Genomic DNA, 17,676 nt, shown 5'->3' on the forward strand with positions numbered 1-17,676 from the left:
CCTGTTGCAACCGATCCGGCGCGACATGACGGCGAACTGATGAGGCATCGACACCGGGACGGCCGTCGCTCGACCGCGTGCATCCCGGCGCCGAGCGCGGACGAGCTCAGTCGGCCCGCACCGGGCCGATCGTCATCCAGGCGACCGCCGTATTCGAGCAGGCCGGGACGGCTGACGAGGCCACGAAGACCGCCGTGAACGAGTGCGGCGGGTAGACCCGATAGCCGTCGCCGGTCACCGCCTCGCAGTCGTCGAGCGGCCCGCCGTCGGATCCGATGTTGACCGAGGTGAGGGTCGCCGACGCCGAACCTCCCGCTGGAAGCGTCACATCGGTCGGCGCCGCGTCCTCCTGCTGGACCGCTGCGGCGCCCAACTGGGTGCCGTCGCCGTCTCCGACGACCGAGACCCCCGGAGCCCCGCGGAGGACACACGATTCCTGACCGGTGTTCGTGAACACGACGTTGGAGGAGATGCTGCCCGCACCTGCATCGGCCCCCGAGACGGTGACCTGGAGGACGCTGTCCGCGCACTGGCCCGCCGGCGCGTTCGGATCGACCGCAGCCGTCGACGTCGGGCTGCTCGTCGGTGATGGAGCCGCCGACGTCGCGATCGCCGAGGGGGACGGAGCGGGAGACCCCGCGCAACCTGCCAGGAGCAGGACGACGGCGAGCGGTGTGATGGTGAGGAGGGATCGGCGCATGCGCTCACGCTAGCGACCGGGCGAGTCCGACGCCAGGGAGCGACGTCCCCTGTCGACGTCCGGAGACCCTCCGCGGCGTTCAGCCGAGGAGACCGAGCTCACCCACCGCAGCACGCTCCTCCTCGAGTTCCGCCACGGAGGCGTCGATACGCCGCTGCCAGACGGGCGCGATGTCGAGCCCCTCGACGACCTCCCAGCGTCCGTCGACCGAGCGGGCCGGGAACGAACTCACGAGCCCCTCCGGCACGCCGTACCAGCCCTCCGAGGGGAGCGCCACGGACGTCCAGCGCTCCGGCCGGCCCGGGGTCGCCGTGCCGTTCACCCAGTCATGCACGTGATCGATGGCGGCGGCAGCGGCCGAGGCGGCGGACGACGAGCCCCGGACCGCGATGATCTCCGCACCGCGCTTCGCCACCCGTGGGATGAACTCGTCGGCGATCCACTCCTCGTCGACGAGTTCGAGGGCCGGACGACCACCGACCGTCGCGTGGGAGAGGTCCGGCACCTGGGTCGCCGAGTGATTGCCCCAGATCACGACGCCGTCGATCTCGGACACGGCTGCGCCGGTCTTGGCGGCCAACTGCGCGACGGCGCGGTTGTGGTCGAGTCGGGTCAGGGCGGTGAACCGTTCGGCCGGCACCCCGGCGGCGGCCGACTGCGCGATGAGTGCGTTCGTGTTGGCCGGGTTGCCGACCACCAGGACGCGCACGTCGTCGGCCGCACCGGCTCCGATCGCCGCGCCCTGCGGTGCGAAGATCCCGCCGTTGGCCGCGAGGAGGTCGGCTCGTTCCATGCCCGGACCACGTGGACGGGCACCGACGAGCAGGGCGACGTCCACCCCGTCGAAGGCGCGCGACATCTCGGTCGTCGCCTCCACCCCGGCCAGGAGCGGGAACGCGCAGTCCTGCAGTTCCAAGGCCGTCCCCTCGGCCGCTCCGAGACCCTGCGGGATCTCGAGCAGGCGCAGGACGACGGGCCGGTCCGGCCCCAGCAGCTGACCTGACGCGATGCGGAAGAGCAGGGAGTAGCCGATCTGGCCTCCGGCTCCGGTGACGGTGACGACGGTGGGTTCGCTCATACGCCCACGCTACTCCGCGGCCTCCGGGGTGGGTCGTGAGGCCTGCAGGTCCGCCTCGGCGGAGTCGACCGCCTCGTGCTCCTCCGGGGACACCGGCCCCACCCGGCTCTTCCGTTGGGCCGAGGACTCGGACGGCAGCGCGACGGCCGCCTCCGTGATGCGGTTCGCCATCCCGTTGAAGATGATCCCGTGGAACGGCAGGATCGCGAACCAGTAGAGGCGTCCGCCGAGCCCCTTCGGGAAGAAGACGGCGCGCTGCCGGTAGACCGAGCCGTCCCCGACCGGGGTCGCGCTCATCTCCAGCCACGCGAGACCGGGCACGCGCATCTCGGCGCGCAGGCGAAGCATCCGACCACGTTCGAGGTACTCCACGCGCCAGAAGTCGAGGGCGTCCCCGACGCTCAGGTGCTGCGGATCGTCGCGACCACGTCGCAACCCGACACCACCGACGAGCTTGTCCATCCAGCCACGGATCGCCCACGCCAACGGGAAGGAGTACCACCCGTTCTCGCCGCCGATGGACTCGATCACCGAGAAGAGCCGGTCGGCGCCCGCGGAGGTCTTCCGTTCCTTGAGATCGATGTAGACGGTGTGTCCGGCCCAGTCGGGGTCGCTCGGCAGCGGGTCGCTCGGCGCGCCGTCCACGGTCGCGTTCCGCCAGGAGGTCTCGACCTCACCGTCGCGCATGCGCTGCAGCGCGAGGCGCACCGCGCGTCGGTACCCCGTCAGACCGCCCTCCGGCGGCGGGATGACCGCGTCGATGTCGTGGTCGCCCATGACGCAGTCGACGAGCAGCGACTCGATGATCGGCGACGCGAGCCGGCGCGGGATCGGGGTCACGAGGTTCACCCACTGCGAGGCCAACCACGGGGTGAGGACCGGGAGCGGCGCGATCGGGCGCTGCGGGAGGCCGGCCTCGACCGCATAGCCGTTCATCATCTGTCCGTACCGGAGGACGTCGGGGCCGCCGATGTCGAAGGCCCGGTTCACGTCGCGGTCGACCTCGGCGCTCGCCAGCAGGTAGTGCAGGACGTCACGGACCGCGATCGGCTGGATGAAGTTCCGGACCCAGCGCGGCGCCGGCATGTACGGCAGGATGTCCGTCAGATGGCGGATCATCTCGAAGGAGGTCGATCCCGAACCGATGACCACGCCGGCCTGCAGGACGATCGTCGGAACGCCCGAGGCGAGCAGGATCCGCCCGACCTCGGTGCGGGACCGCAGGTGCTTCGACAGCTCGACGCCCTCGGGGTGCAGGCCACCGAGGTAGACGATGCGCGACACCCCTGCCGCGGCAGCGCCGGCGGCCACGTGCTCCGCGGCGTCGAGCTCCGTCTGCTCGAAGTCGCCCTTGCCACCCATGGAGTGCACGAGGTAGTAGACGACGTCGACATCCACGCAGGCCGATGCGACCTGAGCCGCGTCTCCGAGATCACCCTCGACGACCTCCACCTGATCGCGCCAGGGCACGTCGGTGAGCTTCTGCGGCGATCGCACGAGCACCCGGACCGTGTATCCGGCCTCCAGCAGCCGCGGCACGAGCCGCCCGCCGATGTAGCCGGTGGCACCCGTGACGAGCACGCGCTTCGGAGTCGATGATTCGGTCATGGGTGCAACGTTACGACCCGTCGACGACAGCGGCGCCCGGCTGTACAGCCGGGCGCCGCTGTGCAAGCACCACGCGGGTGCCACGAGTCGCTACAGGAGCGCCTTCGTGTGCCAGACGGTCTTCACCTCGGTGAACGCGGTGATCCGGTCGAGACTCGCGGGGACCGAGCCCCGGAAACCGTTCGGGCGGACCACCCGCTTGAGCGTCTCGGCCGCGAGGACCTCGAGCTCGATCCAGTCGAGCTCGCCGGCGCCGGCGAGGTCGATCGCGTTGACGTCGGCACGCGATGCGAGCCACGGAGCCATCTCAGCCGGCGATCCGGTCAGCACGTTCACGACACCGCCGGGGACGTCACTCGTGGCGAGCACCTCGGCGAGGCTGATCGACGAGAGCGGCAGGCGCTCACTCGCGATCACGACGATCGTGTTCCCCGCGACCAGCGCTGGAGCGACGACGCTCACGAATCCGAGGAGCGACGAGTCCTGCGGCGCGATGAGCGCGACGACGCCAGTCGGCTCCGGAACCGAGAGGTTGAAGTACGGACCCGAGACGGGGTTCGCTCCCCCGACCACCTGGACGTACTTGTCCGCCCAGCCCGCGTACCAGACCCAGAGGTCGATGGCCTCGTCGACCTGTGCTGCGGCCTTCGCCTGCGAGACGCCTTCAGCCTGGACGATCTCCTCGATGAACTGCGCCCGCCGACCCTCGAGCAGCTCGGCGATACGGTACAGCACCTGCCCGCGGTTGTAGGCGGTGGCACCCGACCAGCCGGCCAGCGCCGATCGTGCGGCGACCACTGCGTCGCGGGCGTCCTTCCGCGAGGCGAGCGATGCGTTCGCGAGGAACTCCCCCTTGGCGTTCGTCACCTCGTACGTCCTTCCGGATTCGCTGCGTGGGAACTTGCCGCCGATGGCGAGCTTGTAGGTCTTCGGGATGGTGAGCCGGCTCATCGCTGGGCTCCCTTCTTGGCAGCCTTGGGAGCTGCGGTGGGGGCGGACACTGCGGAACCGGCCGGCGCGAGGTAGGCACCGAGCCCGTGGCGACCACCCTCGCGGCCGTACCCCGACTCCTGGTACCCGCCGAACGGGCTGGCTGGATCGAACCGGTTGAAGGTGTTCGCCCAGATGACGCCGGCGCGGAGCTTGTCCGCGACCGCGAGGATCCGGCTGCCCTTGTCGCTCCAGATCCCGGCCGACAATCCGTACGGGGTGTTGTTCGCCTTCGCGATGGCCTCCGCGGGCGTCCGGAAGGACATGACCGAGAGGACCGGCCCGAAGATCTCCTCGCGGGCGATCCGGTGACTGGTGGACACGTTCGTGAAGATCGTCGGCGCGAACCAGAACCCGTTCTCGGGCAGCTCGCAGTCCGGGCTCCACCGTTCGGCGCCTTCGAGCTCGCCGATGTCCGAGAGCTCGCGGATGCGGGCCAACTGCTCGGCCGAGTTGATCGCGCCGACATCCGTGTTCTTGTCGAGCGGGTCGCCGACGCGCAGCGTCTGCAGACGGCTCTTCAAGCGGTCGACGACCTCGTCGTGGATGCTCTCCTGGACGAGGAGCCGGGATCCGGCGCAGCAGACGTGACCCTGGTTGAAGAAGATGCCGTTGACGATGCCTTCGATGGCCTGGTCGATCGGTGCGTCGTCGAACACGATGTTCGCGGCCTTGCCACCGAGCTCGAGCGTCAGGCGCTTGTCGCTGCCGGCGATGGTCTTCGCGATCTCGCGCCCGACGGCGGTCGACCCGGTGAAGGCGACCTTGTTGACGTCGGGGTGGCGCACGATCGCCGCGCCGGTCGCTCCGGCACCGGTGACGATGTTCACGACACCGGCCGGCAGCTCGGCCTGCTGGAGGATCTCGGCGAAGATGAGCGCCGTAAGCGGCGTGGTCTCGGCCGGCTTGATGACGACCGTATTGCCGGCGGCGAGCGCCGGTGCGACCTTCCACGCGAGCATGAGGAGCGGGAAGTTCCACGGGATGACCTGCCCGGCCACGCCGAGGGCGCGCGGGTTCGCCCCGAGGCCCGCGTAGTCGAGCTTGTCGGCCCAACCGGCGTAGTAGAAGAACCAGGCGGCGACGAGCGGGACGTCGACGTCGCGGGACTCCTTGATCGGCTTGCCGTTGTCGAGGCTCTCCGCCACGGCGAGCTCGCGGGCGCGCTCCTGGACGAGGCGCGCGATCCGGAAGAGGTACTTGCCGCGGTCGGCGCCCGACAGCTTCGACCACACGCGGTCGTAGGCACGCCGCGCGGCGGTGACGGCGCGATCGACGTCGGCGTCACTCGCCGCGGAGATCGTCGCGATCGACTGCTCGGTGCTCGGCGAGATCGTCTGGAAGGAGCCACCCGTGCCCTCGGTGAACTCGCCGTCGATGAAGAGGCCGTATTCGGAACGGAGGTGGAGGACGGAGGTCGACTCCGGGGCTGGTGCGTATTCGAGGAAGCTCATGATGTCCTAGTCGATGGTGACGTAGTCGGGGCCGGAGTAGTGGCCGGTGGCGAGTTTCTGACGCTGCAGGAGCACGTCGTTGAGGAGGCTCGAGGCACCGAAGCGGAACAGGTGCGGCTGGAGCCACTCCTCGCCGACCGTCTCGGCGACGGTCACGAGGTACTTGATCGCGTCCTTCGAGGAACGGATGCCGCCGGCGGGCTTCACACCGATCTGCTCACCGGTGAGGCGGTGCCAGTCCCGGACGACCTCGAGCATGAGGAGGGTCACCGGGAGGGTCGCGGCGGGCGCGACCTTGCCGGTGGACGTCTTGATGAAGTCGCCGCCCGCGAGGATGGCGAGCCAGGAGGCGCGCTTCACGTTGTCGTAGGTGTTCAGCTCGCCGGTCTCGAGGATGACCTTAAGGTGCGCCGAGGTGCCGTCGCTTCGACGGCAGGCCTCCTTGACCGCGACGATCTCGTCGAAGACCTGGCCGTACCGGCCGGAGAGGAACGCACCCCGGTCGATGACCATGTCGATCTCGTCCGCTCCGGCGTCGACGGCATCGGCCGTGTCGGCCAGCTTGACCGCGAGGGAGGCGCGTCCGCTCGGGAAGGCCGTCGCGACCGCCGCGACGTTGATCCCGCCGGCGTCGTGTGCCGCACCCGGCTGCGTGTGCGCCGCGCCGAGCGCCTCGACGGCGTACGGCACCATGTCGCCGTAGACGCAGACCGCGGCGACGCGCGGGGTGGACGGATCGCCGGCGTCCGGGGTGATGGCCTTGGCCACGAGGGAGCGCACCTTGCCGGGGGTGTCGGCGCCCTCGAGGGTGGTGAGGTCGATGAGTTCGATGATGCGGTCGAGGGCCCAGGCCTTCGACGTCGTCTTGATCGAGCGAGTACCGAGGTCCGCTGCGCGCTGTTCGAGCCCGACGGCGTCGACGCCCGCGAGGCCGTCGAGGTAGCGTCTGAGGCTGGCGTCGGTGACGGGGCCGTCGACGAGTTCGAGCGCCGTCGGCTTCGCCACGAGGTCGCCTGGTGGAGTGGTCATGGTGCGTTCCTTCCGAGCAGTTCCTGCTCCGGGGTGTGCTGCTTGGCGGATGATGGTTCGTGGTCGGCGAGCAGTGCCGTCGCGGTCGCCTCGTCGGTGACGAGCACGGTGCAGAGGCCGCTGCTGACGACGGCTCTCGCGACGGCGTGCTTCTGGGCTCCGGCGATGACCGCGATGCTGCGACCGGCACGCCGGAGCGCTTCGAGTCCGAGCCCGACCGTGCGCTCGTCGAGTGTGGGGTCGACGATCATGCCCTCGGCGTCGATGTAGCGCCCGACGACGTCCCCGACGGCACCGCGTGCGACCAGGACGTCGACGTCCGCGGCCGTGAGGTATCCGCTGTGGACGAGGGCGGAGTCCGGCCCGGCCACGCCCGCACCGTACAGGTAGGTGTCGGCCGCTGCGGCCGTGCGGAGCACCTCCGCGACCGTGCGGTCCGACTCGATGCTCAGCTTCGTCTCCAGGCGTTCGAAGATCGCCGGGCTCGGGAGCAGGGTGACGTCGCCACGGCCCTTCTCGGCGATCCGTGCAGCCGTGGCGGCCGCGGTGCCGACGCGCTGGTTGAGGCTCACGCCGCCGTTGATCTGCACGACGGAGAGCCCCGTCGCCCAGCCGTCGGACAGGTGGTCGGCGATGTCGCGCAGCGTCCTCCCCCAGCTCACGCCGAGCGTCCGCGGCACCGGTCGCATGGCGCCGAGGTAGTCGGCCGCCGCGCGAGCGACGCGTTCGTGGAGGTCGGCACTGTCGCTCGGGCTCGGCACGACGACCGCGTCCGCGAGTCCGAAGCGCTCGCGGAGCGCCCGTTCGAGCGGGAGGCGGCGTGCGCGCGGGTGCACGATCTCGATGCGGATGTAGCCGAGTTCCCGGGCTTGGGCGAGGAGCCGACCGACCTTCCACCGCGTGATGCCGAGCAGCGCGCCGATCTCGTCCTGGGTCTTCGTCTCGTCGTAGTAGAGCTCCGCGGCGCGCACCGCGAGCAGCTCGTCGCTTTCGATCACCTCGGGCCTCCTCCGGATCGTCTCCAGCCTAGGTCGCCACCACCACCCGGACAACGCCTGTTGGTGCTCATGCTCAGATGAGCAGCGCCCGCTGCGCGGATGCGCATCGCCACTGTGGATCCGTCCGGAGGTCTGAAACAGACCGGTCAGCGACCGCGTGCTGCGAGGTCCGCCTCGATCGTCGTCGGTCGGCCGGTGATGCGGCCGGCGATCGCGCACAGCGCGCCCGTGGCCAGCAGGAGCAGCAACGGGACGGTCCACGATCCGGTCACGGCGTGCAGCAGGCTCACGACCAGGGGGCCGAGTGCGCCGAGGGTGTAGCCGACGCTCTGCACGAAGCCGCTCAGGGCGACCGCGCCCTCGTGGGTCGCCGTCCGCAGGTTGATGAGCACGAGGGCGAGCGGGAACAGCAGCGGGCCGAGCCCGGCCAGCAGCACCCACAGCCACGTGAGCGTCGCCGGCCACAGGAGCAGCCCGAGATAGCCGAACACGAAGCACGCGCTCGCCACGTAGACGAGGACGGCGACGTTCCGCAGCCTCGCGACGAGCATCGGGACGACCAGGCTCGCCGGGACACCCATCGCGGAGAAGAGCGAGAGCAGCAGGCCGCCCTGGGCCGGGGTGACGCCGGCGACGTCACCGACGATGGTGGGAAGCCAGGTGAACATCGCATAGGCGTTCAGCGAGGAGGTGGCGAACACCGCCGCGATGGCCCACGCGATCGGCGATCGGTGGACGAGGACACGCCCGGCGCGGGGCACCTCCTCGATCTCGGGATCCGTCGCGGCGGCGGCCCGGGCATCCCGACGCTCCCGGACGATGAGCGTGATCCAGGGCAGCACGGCGAGCATGGCGACGATGGACCACACCCCGAGCGACACCTGCCAACCCGCGGCATCGGCGACCGGTACGGCGATCAGCGGCGGGATGAACGTGCTGACCGACAGGACCGTCGCATAGAGGGAGGTGACGAGGCCGACGCGGTCGGGGAAGTACTTCTTGACCAGCGGCGGGAGCACGACGTTGCCGATGCCGATCCCGGCGAAGCAGAGCGCACTCCCGATCGCGAGGACGGCGAAGTCGGGGGCGAGCGAGCGCATGAGGTGCCCGGCCACGATCGACCCGAGCGCGATGAGCAGTACCGGCTCGAGGTGCAGCCGACGCACGAGTCGCGGGGTGAAGACGCCGAACAGGGCGAAGCACAGTGGCGGCAGCATCCCGAGGAGCCCCAGCCCGACCGACCCCACGCCGATGTCGCCGTCGATCTCGGCGAAGATCGGCGACAGCGAGGTGACGGCCGTGCGGAGGTTCGCCGCGACCAGCACGATACCGACGAGCGCGAGGGCCCTCCCCCGCCACAGGGGCCGCGGACCCACTAGGACAGCATCCGACGCGCGCGTTCGACGTCGTCGGTCATCTGCACGATGAGCGGCTCGATCCCGGTGAACGCGACCATGCCGCGGATGCGCTCGACGAACTGCACCTCGACCTCGTCGTCGTAGAGGTCGAGATCGGTCTCGTCGAGGACGTAGGCCTCGACCTGCTTCTGCGGGACGCCGTCGAAGGTCGGGTTGTTCCCGACCGAGATCGCCGCCGGATACCGACGTCCTCGCCAGAACAACCAACCCGCGTACACGCCGTCCGCGGGGATCAGACCCTGCGAATCGGGAGACAGGTTGGCGGTCGGGAAGCCGAGTTCCCGGCCGCGCTTGGCACCGTGGACGACGACGCCCCGCACGCCGGGCGGACGACCGAGGAGTCGCGACGCCTCGCGGACGTCACCCTCCTCGAGGAGTTCGCGGATCCAGGTGGACGACACCCGACGCCCGCCGCCGGGACGGACGTCGTCGACGACGCGCACGGAGAAGCCGTAGACCTCACCGAACGACTCGAGCGTGGCGACTGTTCCGAGGCCGCGATGGCCGAAACGGAAGTCTTCGCCGACGAGCACCGTCCTGGCGTGCAATGCTCCGACGAGGATCGAGGTGACGAACTCCTCCGGCGTGAGCTGGGCCAGTGTCTGGTCGAAGCGCAGCAGCAGGGCCGCGTCGACCCCGGCGTCCGCCAGGAGACCGAGCTTCTGCTCGTTGCTCACGAGCGACGCCGGGCAGCGGTCGGGGTTGATGAGACTCAGCGGGTTGCGGTCGAAGGTGACGGCGACGGAGCTGAGACCGGCTGCCGCGGCCTCCTCGAGGAGCGCGGCGACGACCGCGCGGTGACCCGTGTGGACGCCGTCGAACTTGCCGATGGTGACGGCCGACGGTCCGAACGCGTCGGGGACCTGGTCGAGCTCGGTGAACGTGATCATTTGTCGGTACGCCGATGTCCGGCCAACCACCACAGTCCGAGGACCGGGAGGACGAGCGGGATGTAGACATAACCGCGGCCGAAGCCGGACCAGACCGTGTCGTGGGGGAACAGCTCGGGATCGAGCAGGCTCAGCAGGCCGACGATCAGGACCCCGGCGAGCTCGAAGGAGATCGTGGCCCAGGCGATCCGCCGCCAGACGGCGCCTGGAGCGACGAGCGAGACGGTCGCCAGGATGTACACCACCGCGGCGACGGCCGAGAGCAGATAGGCCAGGGGTGCCTCGTCGAACTTGGTCGTGATCTGCACCACGGACCGGCCGGTGGCGGCGAGCGCCAGGATGCCGTAGACGGCGACGAGCACGACCCCGACACCACGGACGCGTGGACGGGCTGGAGCGGTGGTGGGGAGAGGCATGACCCGACGATTCTATGCGACGCAGGCCCTCGCCCAGGCACTTCGCGACGGTCACGCGAGCTGCGGTGCCGTCGTCCTCCACCGCCGTCGGTGCGCCGACGGTCAGCCGAGCTGGACGGTCCAGATCTGCTCCATGCGGTAGAGCATCACCGCGATCGCGAGACAGACGACGCCGAGGACGACCGTCGACCATCGGGTGCGCTCGACGAGCGCCCAGAACCCGCCGGCGATCGGCAGGATCATCGCGGAGACAAGGTAGGTGTAGAACTCGGGCACACTCCCCGTGGCGGTGTTCCCGAACGCGGGCGCGGCGATCGCCACCACCAGCTGCGCGATGAGGAGGACCTCGACGAGTGCCGTCGCCCCCATCGTCAGGTCGTTCGGCGCGCGCCCGGCGAACCCGAGCACGATGCACAGGAGCCCGGCCACGACCGCGACCGCGATCTGGGCGAGGGTGAACCACTCGATCATGCCGGTTCCTCCGCCGGGAAGTTCACGACCGACTTGAGCGAGCCGCCACGGCGCTCCACGAGCCCCACCAGTCGGCCGTCCGGCGCGACGGCTGCGATCGGACCGGTGTGGCCGGCCGGCAGGTCGCGGTCGAGCCGCTTCCCATGGCCGAGGTCGACCGCCTCCTGCTCCGTGAGCTCGAGGGCACCGAACAGGCGCTTCGCGACGTCAGCCGGGTGCAACAGTGCCGTCTCCACGTCGAGGTCGTCGATCGTCGACGCGTCCGCGACGTCGAAGGGTCCGATGCGGGTCCGGCGAAGCGCGGTGAGATGGCCGCCGACGCCGAGGGATGCCCCCAGGTCGCGGGCGAGGGCGCGGATGTAGGTGCCGGACGAGCAGACGACCCGGACGTCGACGTCGACGGCCGCACCATCCCGACGGACGGCCAGCACGTCGAACGCACTGACGGTGACCGCACGGGACTTCAGCTCAACCTCGATCCCCTCGCGGGCCAGGGCGTAGGCGCGCTTCCCGCCCACCTTGATGGCGCTCACCGTGCTCGGCACCTGCTCGATGTCGCCCGTCAGCGGACGGATCGCGGCGATGATCGCATCGTCGTCCACCGCTGCCACCGCGGCCTGGTCGGCGCGCTCGGTGACCTCACCTTCGGCGTCGTCGGTGGAGGTCGCCTCGCCGAGGCGGATGGTCGCCGTGTACTCCTTGTCGAGACCGACGATGAACGTCAGCAGTCGGGTCGACGAGCGCGTGCCCAACACGAGCAGCCCGGTGGCCATGGGATCGAGCGTTCCCGCATGCCCCACCTTGCGCGTGCCGGCGAGCCGTCGCACCCGGGCGACCGCGTCGTGGGAGGTGTGCCCCTGCGGTTTGTCGATGAGGAGGATACCGGGACGGGCGGACGCCGACCCGGGTGCTGCTGTGCTGTTCTCGACCACCTTGCAACGGTACCAGCGGCGGTCGGCACCGCCGGGCGGCCGGAGCACCCCTGGGCGGCGGCGCTCAGCAGAAGTCGGCGAAGATCCGCCGTGGGTGCCGCTCGTCCGTGTTGTCCACGAGGGCGGTCGCCCGCGCGGTCGGGTCGTCGTCCTTGCGGTAGAGCGCCTGCCCGCCCACGTAGCGCGCGTTGGACGGCGCCGTCGGGTCGCCGTCGACGCCGAGGCGCTCGTGCAGCCGCTCGTAGGCCGTCGCCATCGGGACGTCGAGCCAGACCGACGCATGCCAGAGGCCGCGGAGCTCGGGACGGTTCAGGAAGACGCCGTCGACGATGAGGACGGCGTCCTGCGGGCCGGTCGTCCAACGCAAGGGAGCGCCGACGTCGCGCTGCTCGTCGAACCCGACGAGTTGGAAGCCGGCGCTGCCCGCCAGGCGGAAGGGTTCGACGAGCACCCGGCGGAACATCGAATAGTCGAACGAGTCGAGCCAGTAGCCCTCGGCCGAGTCCCGCCCCCGCGCGTACCGTTCCTCGCGAGGACGGTGGAAGTCGTCGATCGAGGCACGGAACACCGCGCGTCCGGCCTCGTCGAACACCTCGGCCAGTCCGTCGGCGAACGCCGCCGTGCCGGAGCCGCTGACGCCGTCCACCGCGATGAGGGTGCGGCCTCGTGGGTAGTCCCGCTGGAACTGGTCTCGCAGCTGCCGGAGCAACTCGATCCGTGGTGTCGTGACGAGCTTCATGGCGCCGAGCCTACCCGCGCGGATCGTAGGCTGGTGCGGTGCCGCCCGAACCCTCCGACCTCGCCCCGCTCGTGACGGGATGGTTCCGCACCAACGCGCGCGACCTCCCGTGGCGACGCCCGGGGTTCCCCGCCTGGGGCACGCTCGTGTCGGAGTTCATGCTCCAGCAGACGCAGGTCAGCCGGGTGATCCCGCGGCTCGAGGAGTGGCTCGGGCGCTGGCCGACGCCCGCCGACCTGGCGGCCGAACCACCGGCCGAAGCCGTCCGCGCCTGGGGCCGACTCGGCTATCCGCGCCGAGCGCTCTGGCTCCATGCGGCGGCCACCCAGATCGCCGAACGGCACGACGGCATCGTCCCGTCGGACGTGGATCAGCTCCTGGCACTCACCGGCATCGGCGACTACACCGCTCGCGCCGTCGCCGTCTTCGCCTACGGGGACCGGCACCCGGTAGTGGACACGAACACCCGACGGGTCATCGCCCGAGCCGTCCGCGGCCAAGGCGAGCCCGGCCCACCGAACGCCAAGGCGGACCTCCCCGCCATGGAGGCGCTCCTGCCGGAGTCCCGCTCGGAGGCAGCCGTCTTCAACGCCGGGCTGATGGAGATCGGCGCGGTGGTCTGCACGGCTCGAGCACCGCGGTGCGAGGAGTGTCCGCTCCGCGAGGTGTGCGCGTGGCGCGCGGCGGGATACCCGGCCTACGACGGACCGGTCAAGACGAAGCAGAAGCAGTTCGCGGGCAGCGACCGACAGGTCCGGGGCATCATCATGGCCGAGCTCCGCTCGACCCACCGCTCACTGACGGACGAGGAGCTCCGGGCGCTCTGGCCCGACGGCGAGCAGTTCGACCGCGCACTCGCCGGACTGGTCGCCGACCGTCTCGCGGTGCGCGTCGACGGCGGGTACACGCTCCCCCACGACTGACCGGTCCCTCAGCCCCACCCGGTCCCTGAGCCCCACCCGGTCCCTGAGCCCCACCTGGTCCCTGAGCTTGTCGAAGGGCGCACGTCGACAGGCTCAGAGACTGGATGAAGGAATCCCGGTCCCTGAGCCTGTCGAAGGGCTGGTGCGAGGTGTCTAGTCCTCGGCGTCCACGTCGCGAGGCTTGACGTAGGGGTCCTCGTCGCCGGCGTAGGCGGCACCGGCGGCAAGCCCGGCCACCTCGGTGTCGCGGTTCTTCGCCTCGCGCAGCAGGTCTTCGATGTGCTGCGCGTTCTCCGGGATCGCGTCCAGGAAGAAGTCGAGGCTCGGGGTCAGCCGGGTGTTGATGTTGCGGCCGATCTCGGCACGCAGCAGGCCCTTGGCGGACTCGAGCGCGGCCGAGGTGTCGGCGCGTTCCTCGTCGGAGCCGTACACCGTGTAGAACACGTTCGCGTGCTGGAGGTCGCCGGTCACCTGTACGTCGGTGATCGTCACGAAGCCGAGCCGCGGGTCGCGGATGCCCTTGTCGAGCCGTTTGGCGATGACTTCCTTGATGCGGTCCGCCAACTTGCGGGCCCTGGGGTTCTCTGCCATCTCGTCCTCCTCTGATGACCGTCGGGCGGAGGGCCGTCCGACGGATGCTGCACACACAATACAAGCAGGAATCCCCGCCGCCCTCCCGGAGGAGGACGACGGGGACCGGCCGAGCGGACTAGCCGCGCGGCTTCTCCTTCATTTCGATCGTCTCGATCTCGTCGCCGATCTGGATGTCGTTGAACTTGCCGAGACCGATACCGGCCTCGAAGTCCGTACGCACCTCGGTGACGTCGTCCTTGAACCGACGCAGCGATTCGATCGCCAGGCTGTCGCCGACCACGACGCCGTCGCGGATGACCCGCGCCTTGGCGTTCCTCGTGATCGTGCCCGAGCGGACGATGACACCCGCGATGTTGCCGAACTTGGAGGAACGGAACACCTCGCGGATCTCGGCGACACCGGACTGGACCTCTTCGTACTCGGGCTTGAGCATGCCGGTGAGGCTCTGCTCGACGTCCTCGAGTGCGTTGTAGATGACCGAGTAGAACCGGACGTCCACACCCTCACGGGCCGCACGCTCGCGGGCCTTCGGGTCGGGGCGCACGTTGAACCCGATGATGATCGCGTTGTCGATCGTGGCGAGGTTGACGTCGGACTCGGTGACCGCACCGACACCGCGGTGGATGATCCGCAGCTGCACGCTGTCGTCGACGTCGATCTTGAGCAGCGACTCCTCGAGTGCCTCGACGGCACCGGAGACGTCACCCTTGATGATGAGGTTGAGCGACTCGACCTTGCCCTCTTCGAGTGCACGGGTGAAGTCCTCGAGCGAGATGCGCTTGCGAGCCTTGGCCAGAGCGGCGTTGCGCTCCGCGGCTTCACGCTTCTCGGCGATCTGACGCGCGGTGCGGTCCTCCTCGGTGACGAGGAAGGTGTCGCCGGCCCGAGGAACACTCGAGAGGCCCTGCACCTGGACGGGACGCGAGGGACCCGCCTCGGCGACGGTGTCGCCGTTCTCGTCGACCATCGCACGGACGCGGCCGTAGGCCGTACCGGCGACGATCGCGTCACCGACGCGGAGCGTACCCGACTGGATGAGGACGGTCGCGACGGAACCGCGGCCTTTGTCGAGCTTGGCCTCGATGGCCACACCGCGTGCATCCTTGTTCGGGTTGGCGCGCAGGTCGAGACCGGCGTCCGCGGTGAGCAGCACGGCGTCGAGGAGGTCCTTGATGCCGGTGCCGGCACGAGCCGAGACGTCGACGAACATGACGTCTCCGCCGTACTCCTCGGCGACGAGGCCGTATTCGGTCAGCTGCTGGCGCACCTTGGCCGGGTTGGCGTCGGGCTTGTCCACCTTGTTGACCGCGACGACGATCGGCACGTTGGCCGCCTGCGCGTGGTTCAAGGCCTCCACCGTCTGCGGCATGATGCCGTCGTCGGCCGCGACCACGAGGATCGCAATGTCGGTGACCTGCGCACCACGAGCACGCATGGCGGTGAACGCCTCGTGACCCGGGGTGTCGATGAAGGTGATCGGACGCTCGATGCCCTCGTGCTCCGCGACGACCTGGTACGCACCGATGTGCTGCGTGATGCCACCGGCCTCGCCGGCGACGACGTTCGCGTTGCGGATGGCGTCGAGGAGGCGCGTCTTACCGTGGTCGACGTGACCCATGACGGTGACCACGGGAGGACGGATGGCGAGGTCCTCGTCGGACTCGTCCTCCAGCTCCTGGTCGAGGTCGATGTCGAAGCCCTCGAGGAGCTCCCGGTCCTCGTCCTCGGGCGAGACCATCTGGATCTTGTAGCCGAGCTCGGAACCGAGCACGTCGAAGGTCGCCTCGTCGAGCGACTCCGTCGCCGTCGCCATCTCACCGAGGTGGAACAGCACGGTGACGAGGTTGCCGGGGCTGGCGTCGATCTTGTCGGCGAAGTCCGAGATGGACGCGCCACGACGCAGACGGATGATGGTGTTGCCGTCGCCGCGGGGGACGCTCACGCCGCCGAGCGACGGGGCTTCCCGCAGCTCGAACTCGGCCCTCTTCGTCCGCTTCGACTTCCGTGCCTTGCTCTTGCCGCCACCGCGACCGAAGGCACCTGCGGTACCACCGCCGGGTCCGCGACCACGACCGCCGCCGCCACCGGGGCGACCCGCGAATCCACCGGCGGGTGCACCACCGGGGGCACCACCGGGACGGAAACCGCCACCGGCGCCACCGGGACGGAAGCCGCCGCCACCGGCGGGACGACCTGCGCCACCCGGACGACCGGGGCCACCGGGACGCTGACCCTGACCGACGCCCGGACGGGGCGAGCCGGGGCGCGGAGCCTGCGGACGCGGGATGTTGCTGGGGTTCGGACGCTGACCCATGCCCTGAGCCGCTGCGAACGGGTTGTTCCCCGGACGCGGCGTGCCGGTCGGGCGCTGGCCCATGCCCTGCGAGGACGCGAACGGGTTGTTCCCCGGACGCGGAGCACCGGGACGGGGGCCGCCCGGCTTCGCGGCGTCGCCGGAGGGCGAGTCGCCGGCGGCCGGAGCCGCGGGTGCCGCCGGAGCAGCAGCTGCGGGTGCCTCCGCCGCAGGGGCGGGGGCGGCCGGAGCCTTCGGGCCTGGGGCGGCCTGCTTCGGCGCAGGCGCAGCGGGCGCCTCGGCCTTGGGGGCGGGTGCCGCGGGGGCCGGAGCCTTGGGAGCGGCGGGACCCGGGGTCGGAGCGCCGGGCGTGGCCGGTCGCTTCGCCGGGGCGGCGGGGGCGGCTGACGCCTTCGCGCCCTCGGCCTCGAGGGCCGCGCGCAGCTTGCGGGCCACCGGTGGTTCGATACTGGAAGACGGTCCCTTGACGAACTCGCCCAATTCCTTGAGCTTCGCCATGGCGATCTTGCTGTCTACTCCGAGTTCGGATGCGATCTCGTGTACACGTGGTTTTGCAGCCACAATTCTCCTGTCTGAGCTTGCACCCAGGCAGGGGCAAGCGTTAGTGGTGGACGGTGCTCATTTCGAGCCGCTCATGAGTTGTCCATTAGCCGTTCAGCCTGTTCTCTCGGAATGCCGCACCCGGGTGGGGCGGCAGCAGGATGGAGGCCCGGGATCCGGGCCTGATACCTGCGGTGGGAAGCACGGTGTGCGCCGGAGCGCTCTCGCGTGCACTCACCATCGTACACCCCGACCCTGGGTGCGGGCTCACCACCGGATCGTGAGCGGGTCGTTCCAGCCCGACGACGTCATTCAGCCGTCGGCGCGGCCGGTTCCGCCGACACGAAGGCCCGGACCGCCGACGCGTCGGGTCCCGTGGTCAGTCTGAGCGCCCTCGTGAACGCCCGACGCTGCACCGCCTGGTCGACGCACGCCGACGTCGGGTGCACCCAGGATCCGCGACCCGGCAGGCGCGCCGCGGCGTCGGGGACGAGCGCCCCCTCGACCGCGACGACGCGCAGCAGTGCCGAGCGCGGCTCGCGACGGCGACAGCCGACGCAGGTCCGCACCGGTTCCATCCGG

The 17,676-nt window shown here is 70.4% G+C and carries 17 protein-coding genes; 1 reads left to right on the forward strand and 16 read right to left on the reverse strand.

The annotated features are described in order from the left end of the window. Positions 1–106 precede the first annotated feature (106 nt). The 13 genes from ACQ3HE_RS13530 to ACQ3HE_RS13590 form a co-directional block, all read right to left on the reverse strand. Positions 107–700: a DUF4232 domain-containing protein gene (locus ACQ3HE_RS13530; RefSeq protein ID WP_430893145.1), complete on the reverse strand. Its 594-nt coding sequence runs from the start codon at positions 698–700 to the stop codon at positions 107–109. Positions 701–779: 79 nt separating this feature from the next. After that, entirely contained in the window at positions 780–1,778 is a 999-nt protein-coding gene (locus ACQ3HE_RS13535) for a malate dehydrogenase (RefSeq protein WP_430893146.1), read from the reverse strand. A gap of 9 nt (positions 1,779–1,787) precedes the next feature. Then, the gene (locus tag ACQ3HE_RS13540) at positions 1,788–3,386 is read right to left on the reverse strand and encodes an SDR family oxidoreductase (RefSeq protein WP_124769555.1); all 1,599 of its coding nucleotides are present in this window, start codon (positions 3,384–3,386) and stop codon (positions 1,788–1,790) included. A 90-nt stretch (positions 3,387–3,476) separates the two neighbouring features. Continuing rightward, complete coding sequence (locus ACQ3HE_RS13545) at positions 3,477–4,337, reverse strand: aldehyde dehydrogenase family protein (protein ID WP_430893147.1); 861 nt, start codon at positions 4,335–4,337, stop codon at positions 3,477–3,479. Then, positions 4,334–5,830, reverse strand: a complete 1,497-nt coding sequence (locus ACQ3HE_RS13550; RefSeq protein ID WP_430893148.1) for an aldehyde dehydrogenase family protein — start codon at positions 5,828–5,830, stop codon at positions 4,334–4,336. The genes ACQ3HE_RS13545 and ACQ3HE_RS13550 overlap by 4 nt, the downstream gene beginning before the upstream one ends. Before the next feature lie 6 nt (positions 5,831–5,836). After that, positions 5,837–6,859 (reverse strand): deoxyribose-phosphate aldolase, encoded by a 1,023-nt coding sequence (deoC, locus tag ACQ3HE_RS13555; RefSeq protein ID WP_079707146.1) that lies wholly within the window; start codon positions 6,857–6,859, stop codon positions 5,837–5,839. Further along, the gene (locus ACQ3HE_RS13560; RefSeq protein ID WP_083397443.1) at positions 6,856–7,857 is read right to left on the reverse strand and encodes a sugar-binding transcriptional regulator; all 1,002 of its coding nucleotides are present in this window, start codon (positions 7,855–7,857) and stop codon (positions 6,856–6,858) included. Before ACQ3HE_RS13560 ends, deoC begins: the two co-directional genes overlap by 4 nt. Positions 7,858–8,003: 146 nt before the next feature. After that, positions 8,004–9,233 (reverse strand): MFS transporter, encoded by a 1,230-nt coding sequence (locus ACQ3HE_RS13565; RefSeq protein WP_430893149.1) that lies wholly within the window; start codon positions 9,231–9,233, stop codon positions 8,004–8,006. After that, the gene (locus ACQ3HE_RS13570; RefSeq protein WP_079707151.1) at positions 9,233–10,165 is read right to left on the reverse strand and encodes a bifunctional riboflavin kinase/FAD synthetase; all 933 of its coding nucleotides are present in this window, start codon (positions 10,163–10,165) and stop codon (positions 9,233–9,235) included. The genes ACQ3HE_RS13565 and ACQ3HE_RS13570 overlap by 1 nt, the downstream gene beginning before the upstream one ends. After that, positions 10,162–10,581 (reverse strand): hypothetical protein, encoded by a 420-nt coding sequence (locus tag ACQ3HE_RS13575; RefSeq protein ID WP_124769560.1) that lies wholly within the window; start codon positions 10,579–10,581, stop codon positions 10,162–10,164. The genes ACQ3HE_RS13570 and ACQ3HE_RS13575 overlap by 4 nt, the downstream gene beginning before the upstream one ends. Positions 10,582–10,683: 102 nt before the next feature. Beyond that, on the reverse strand, positions 10,684–11,052 hold the full coding sequence (locus ACQ3HE_RS13580; RefSeq protein WP_064294504.1) for a hypothetical protein: 369 nt from the start codon (positions 11,050–11,052) through the stop codon (positions 10,684–10,686). Further along, positions 11,049–11,984 carry a tRNA pseudouridine(55) synthase TruB gene (gene truB / locus ACQ3HE_RS13585; RefSeq protein WP_430893150.1) on the reverse strand — a complete coding sequence of 312 codons (936 nt, stop codon included), beginning with the start codon at positions 11,982–11,984 and terminating at the stop codon, positions 11,049–11,051. The genes ACQ3HE_RS13580 and truB overlap by 4 nt, the downstream gene beginning before the upstream one ends. Positions 11,985–12,048: 64 nt before the next feature. Beyond that, positions 12,049–12,723 carry a nucleoside/nucleotide kinase family protein gene (locus ACQ3HE_RS13590; RefSeq protein ID WP_430893151.1) on the reverse strand — a complete coding sequence of 225 codons (675 nt, stop codon included), beginning with the start codon at positions 12,721–12,723 and terminating at the stop codon, positions 12,049–12,051. Positions 12,724–12,761: 38 nt separating this feature from the next. Here ACQ3HE_RS13590 and ACQ3HE_RS13595 point away from each other — a divergent pair, with 38 nt between their 5' ends. Next, on the forward strand, positions 12,762–13,646 hold the full coding sequence (locus ACQ3HE_RS13595) for an HhH-GPD family protein (RefSeq protein WP_430893152.1): 885 nt from the start codon (positions 12,762–12,764) through the stop codon (positions 13,644–13,646). A gap of 153 nt (positions 13,647–13,799) precedes the next feature. On the opposite strand, the gene rbfA is transcribed toward ACQ3HE_RS13595, so the two are convergent. The 3 genes from rbfA to ACQ3HE_RS13610 form a co-directional block, all read right to left on the reverse strand. Next, positions 13,800–14,237, reverse strand: a complete 438-nt coding sequence (gene rbfA, locus ACQ3HE_RS13600) for a 30S ribosome-binding factor RbfA (protein ID WP_079707157.1) — start codon at positions 14,235–14,237, stop codon at positions 13,800–13,802. Between the two features lie 118 nt (positions 14,238–14,355). After that, complete coding sequence (infB, locus tag ACQ3HE_RS13605; protein ID WP_430893153.1) at positions 14,356–17,115, reverse strand: translation initiation factor IF-2; 2,760 nt, start codon at positions 17,113–17,115, stop codon at positions 14,356–14,358. 287 nt (positions 17,116–17,402) lie between these two features. Next, entirely contained in the window at positions 17,403–17,672 is a 270-nt protein-coding gene (locus ACQ3HE_RS13610; protein WP_430893154.1) for a YlxR family protein, read from the reverse strand. Between the last annotated feature and the right edge of the window lie 4 nt (positions 17,673–17,676).

The organism is Plantibacter auratus (assembly GCF_050587365.1).
Taxonomy (GTDB): Bacteria; Actinomycetota; Actinomycetes; order Actinomycetales; family Microbacteriaceae; genus Plantibacter; species Plantibacter auratus.

Excerpts from the sequence above, each read along its gene's own strand:
- ACQ3HE_RS13570 (WP_079707151.1), bottom strand. The coding sequence starts at position 10,165 with ATGATCACGTTCACCGAGCTCGACCAGGTCCCCGACGCGTTCGGACCG.
- ACQ3HE_RS13530 (WP_430893145.1), bottom strand. The coding sequence starts at position 700 with ATGCGCCGATCCCTCCTCACCATCACACCGCTCGCCGTCGTCCTGCTC.
- ACQ3HE_RS13540 (WP_124769555.1), bottom strand. The coding sequence starts at position 3,386 with ATGACCGAATCATCGACTCCGAAGCGCGTGCTCGTCACGGGTGCCACC.
- ACQ3HE_RS13575 (WP_124769560.1), bottom strand. The coding sequence starts at position 10,581 with ATGCCTCTCCCCACCACCGCTCCAGCCCGTCCACGCGTCCGTGGTGTC.
- ACQ3HE_RS13550 (WP_430893148.1), bottom strand. The coding sequence starts at position 5,830 with ATGAGCTTCCTCGAATACGCACCAGCCCCGGAGTCGACCTCCGTCCTC.
- rbfA (WP_079707157.1), bottom strand. The coding sequence starts at position 14,237 with ATGGCAGAGAACCCCAGGGCCCGCAAGTTGGCGGACCGCATCAAGGAA.
- deoC (WP_079707146.1), bottom strand. The coding sequence starts at position 6,859 with ATGACCACTCCACCAGGCGACCTCGTGGCGAAGCCGACGGCGCTCGAA.
- ACQ3HE_RS13535 (WP_430893146.1), bottom strand. The coding sequence starts at position 1,778 with ATGAGCGAACCCACCGTCGTCACCGTCACCGGAGCCGGAGGCCAGATC.
- ACQ3HE_RS13610 (WP_430893154.1), bottom strand. The coding sequence starts at position 17,672 with ATGGAACCGGTGCGGACCTGCGTCGGCTGTCGCCGTCGCGAGCCGCGC.
- ACQ3HE_RS13590 (WP_430893151.1), bottom strand. The coding sequence starts at position 12,723 with ATGAAGCTCGTCACGACACCACGGATCGAGTTGCTCCGGCAGCTGCGA.
- ACQ3HE_RS13580 (WP_064294504.1), bottom strand. The coding sequence starts at position 11,052 with ATGATCGAGTGGTTCACCCTCGCCCAGATCGCGGTCGCGGTCGTGGCC.
- ACQ3HE_RS13545 (WP_430893147.1), bottom strand. The coding sequence starts at position 4,337 with ATGAGCCGGCTCACCATCCCGAAGACCTACAAGCTCGCCATCGGCGGC.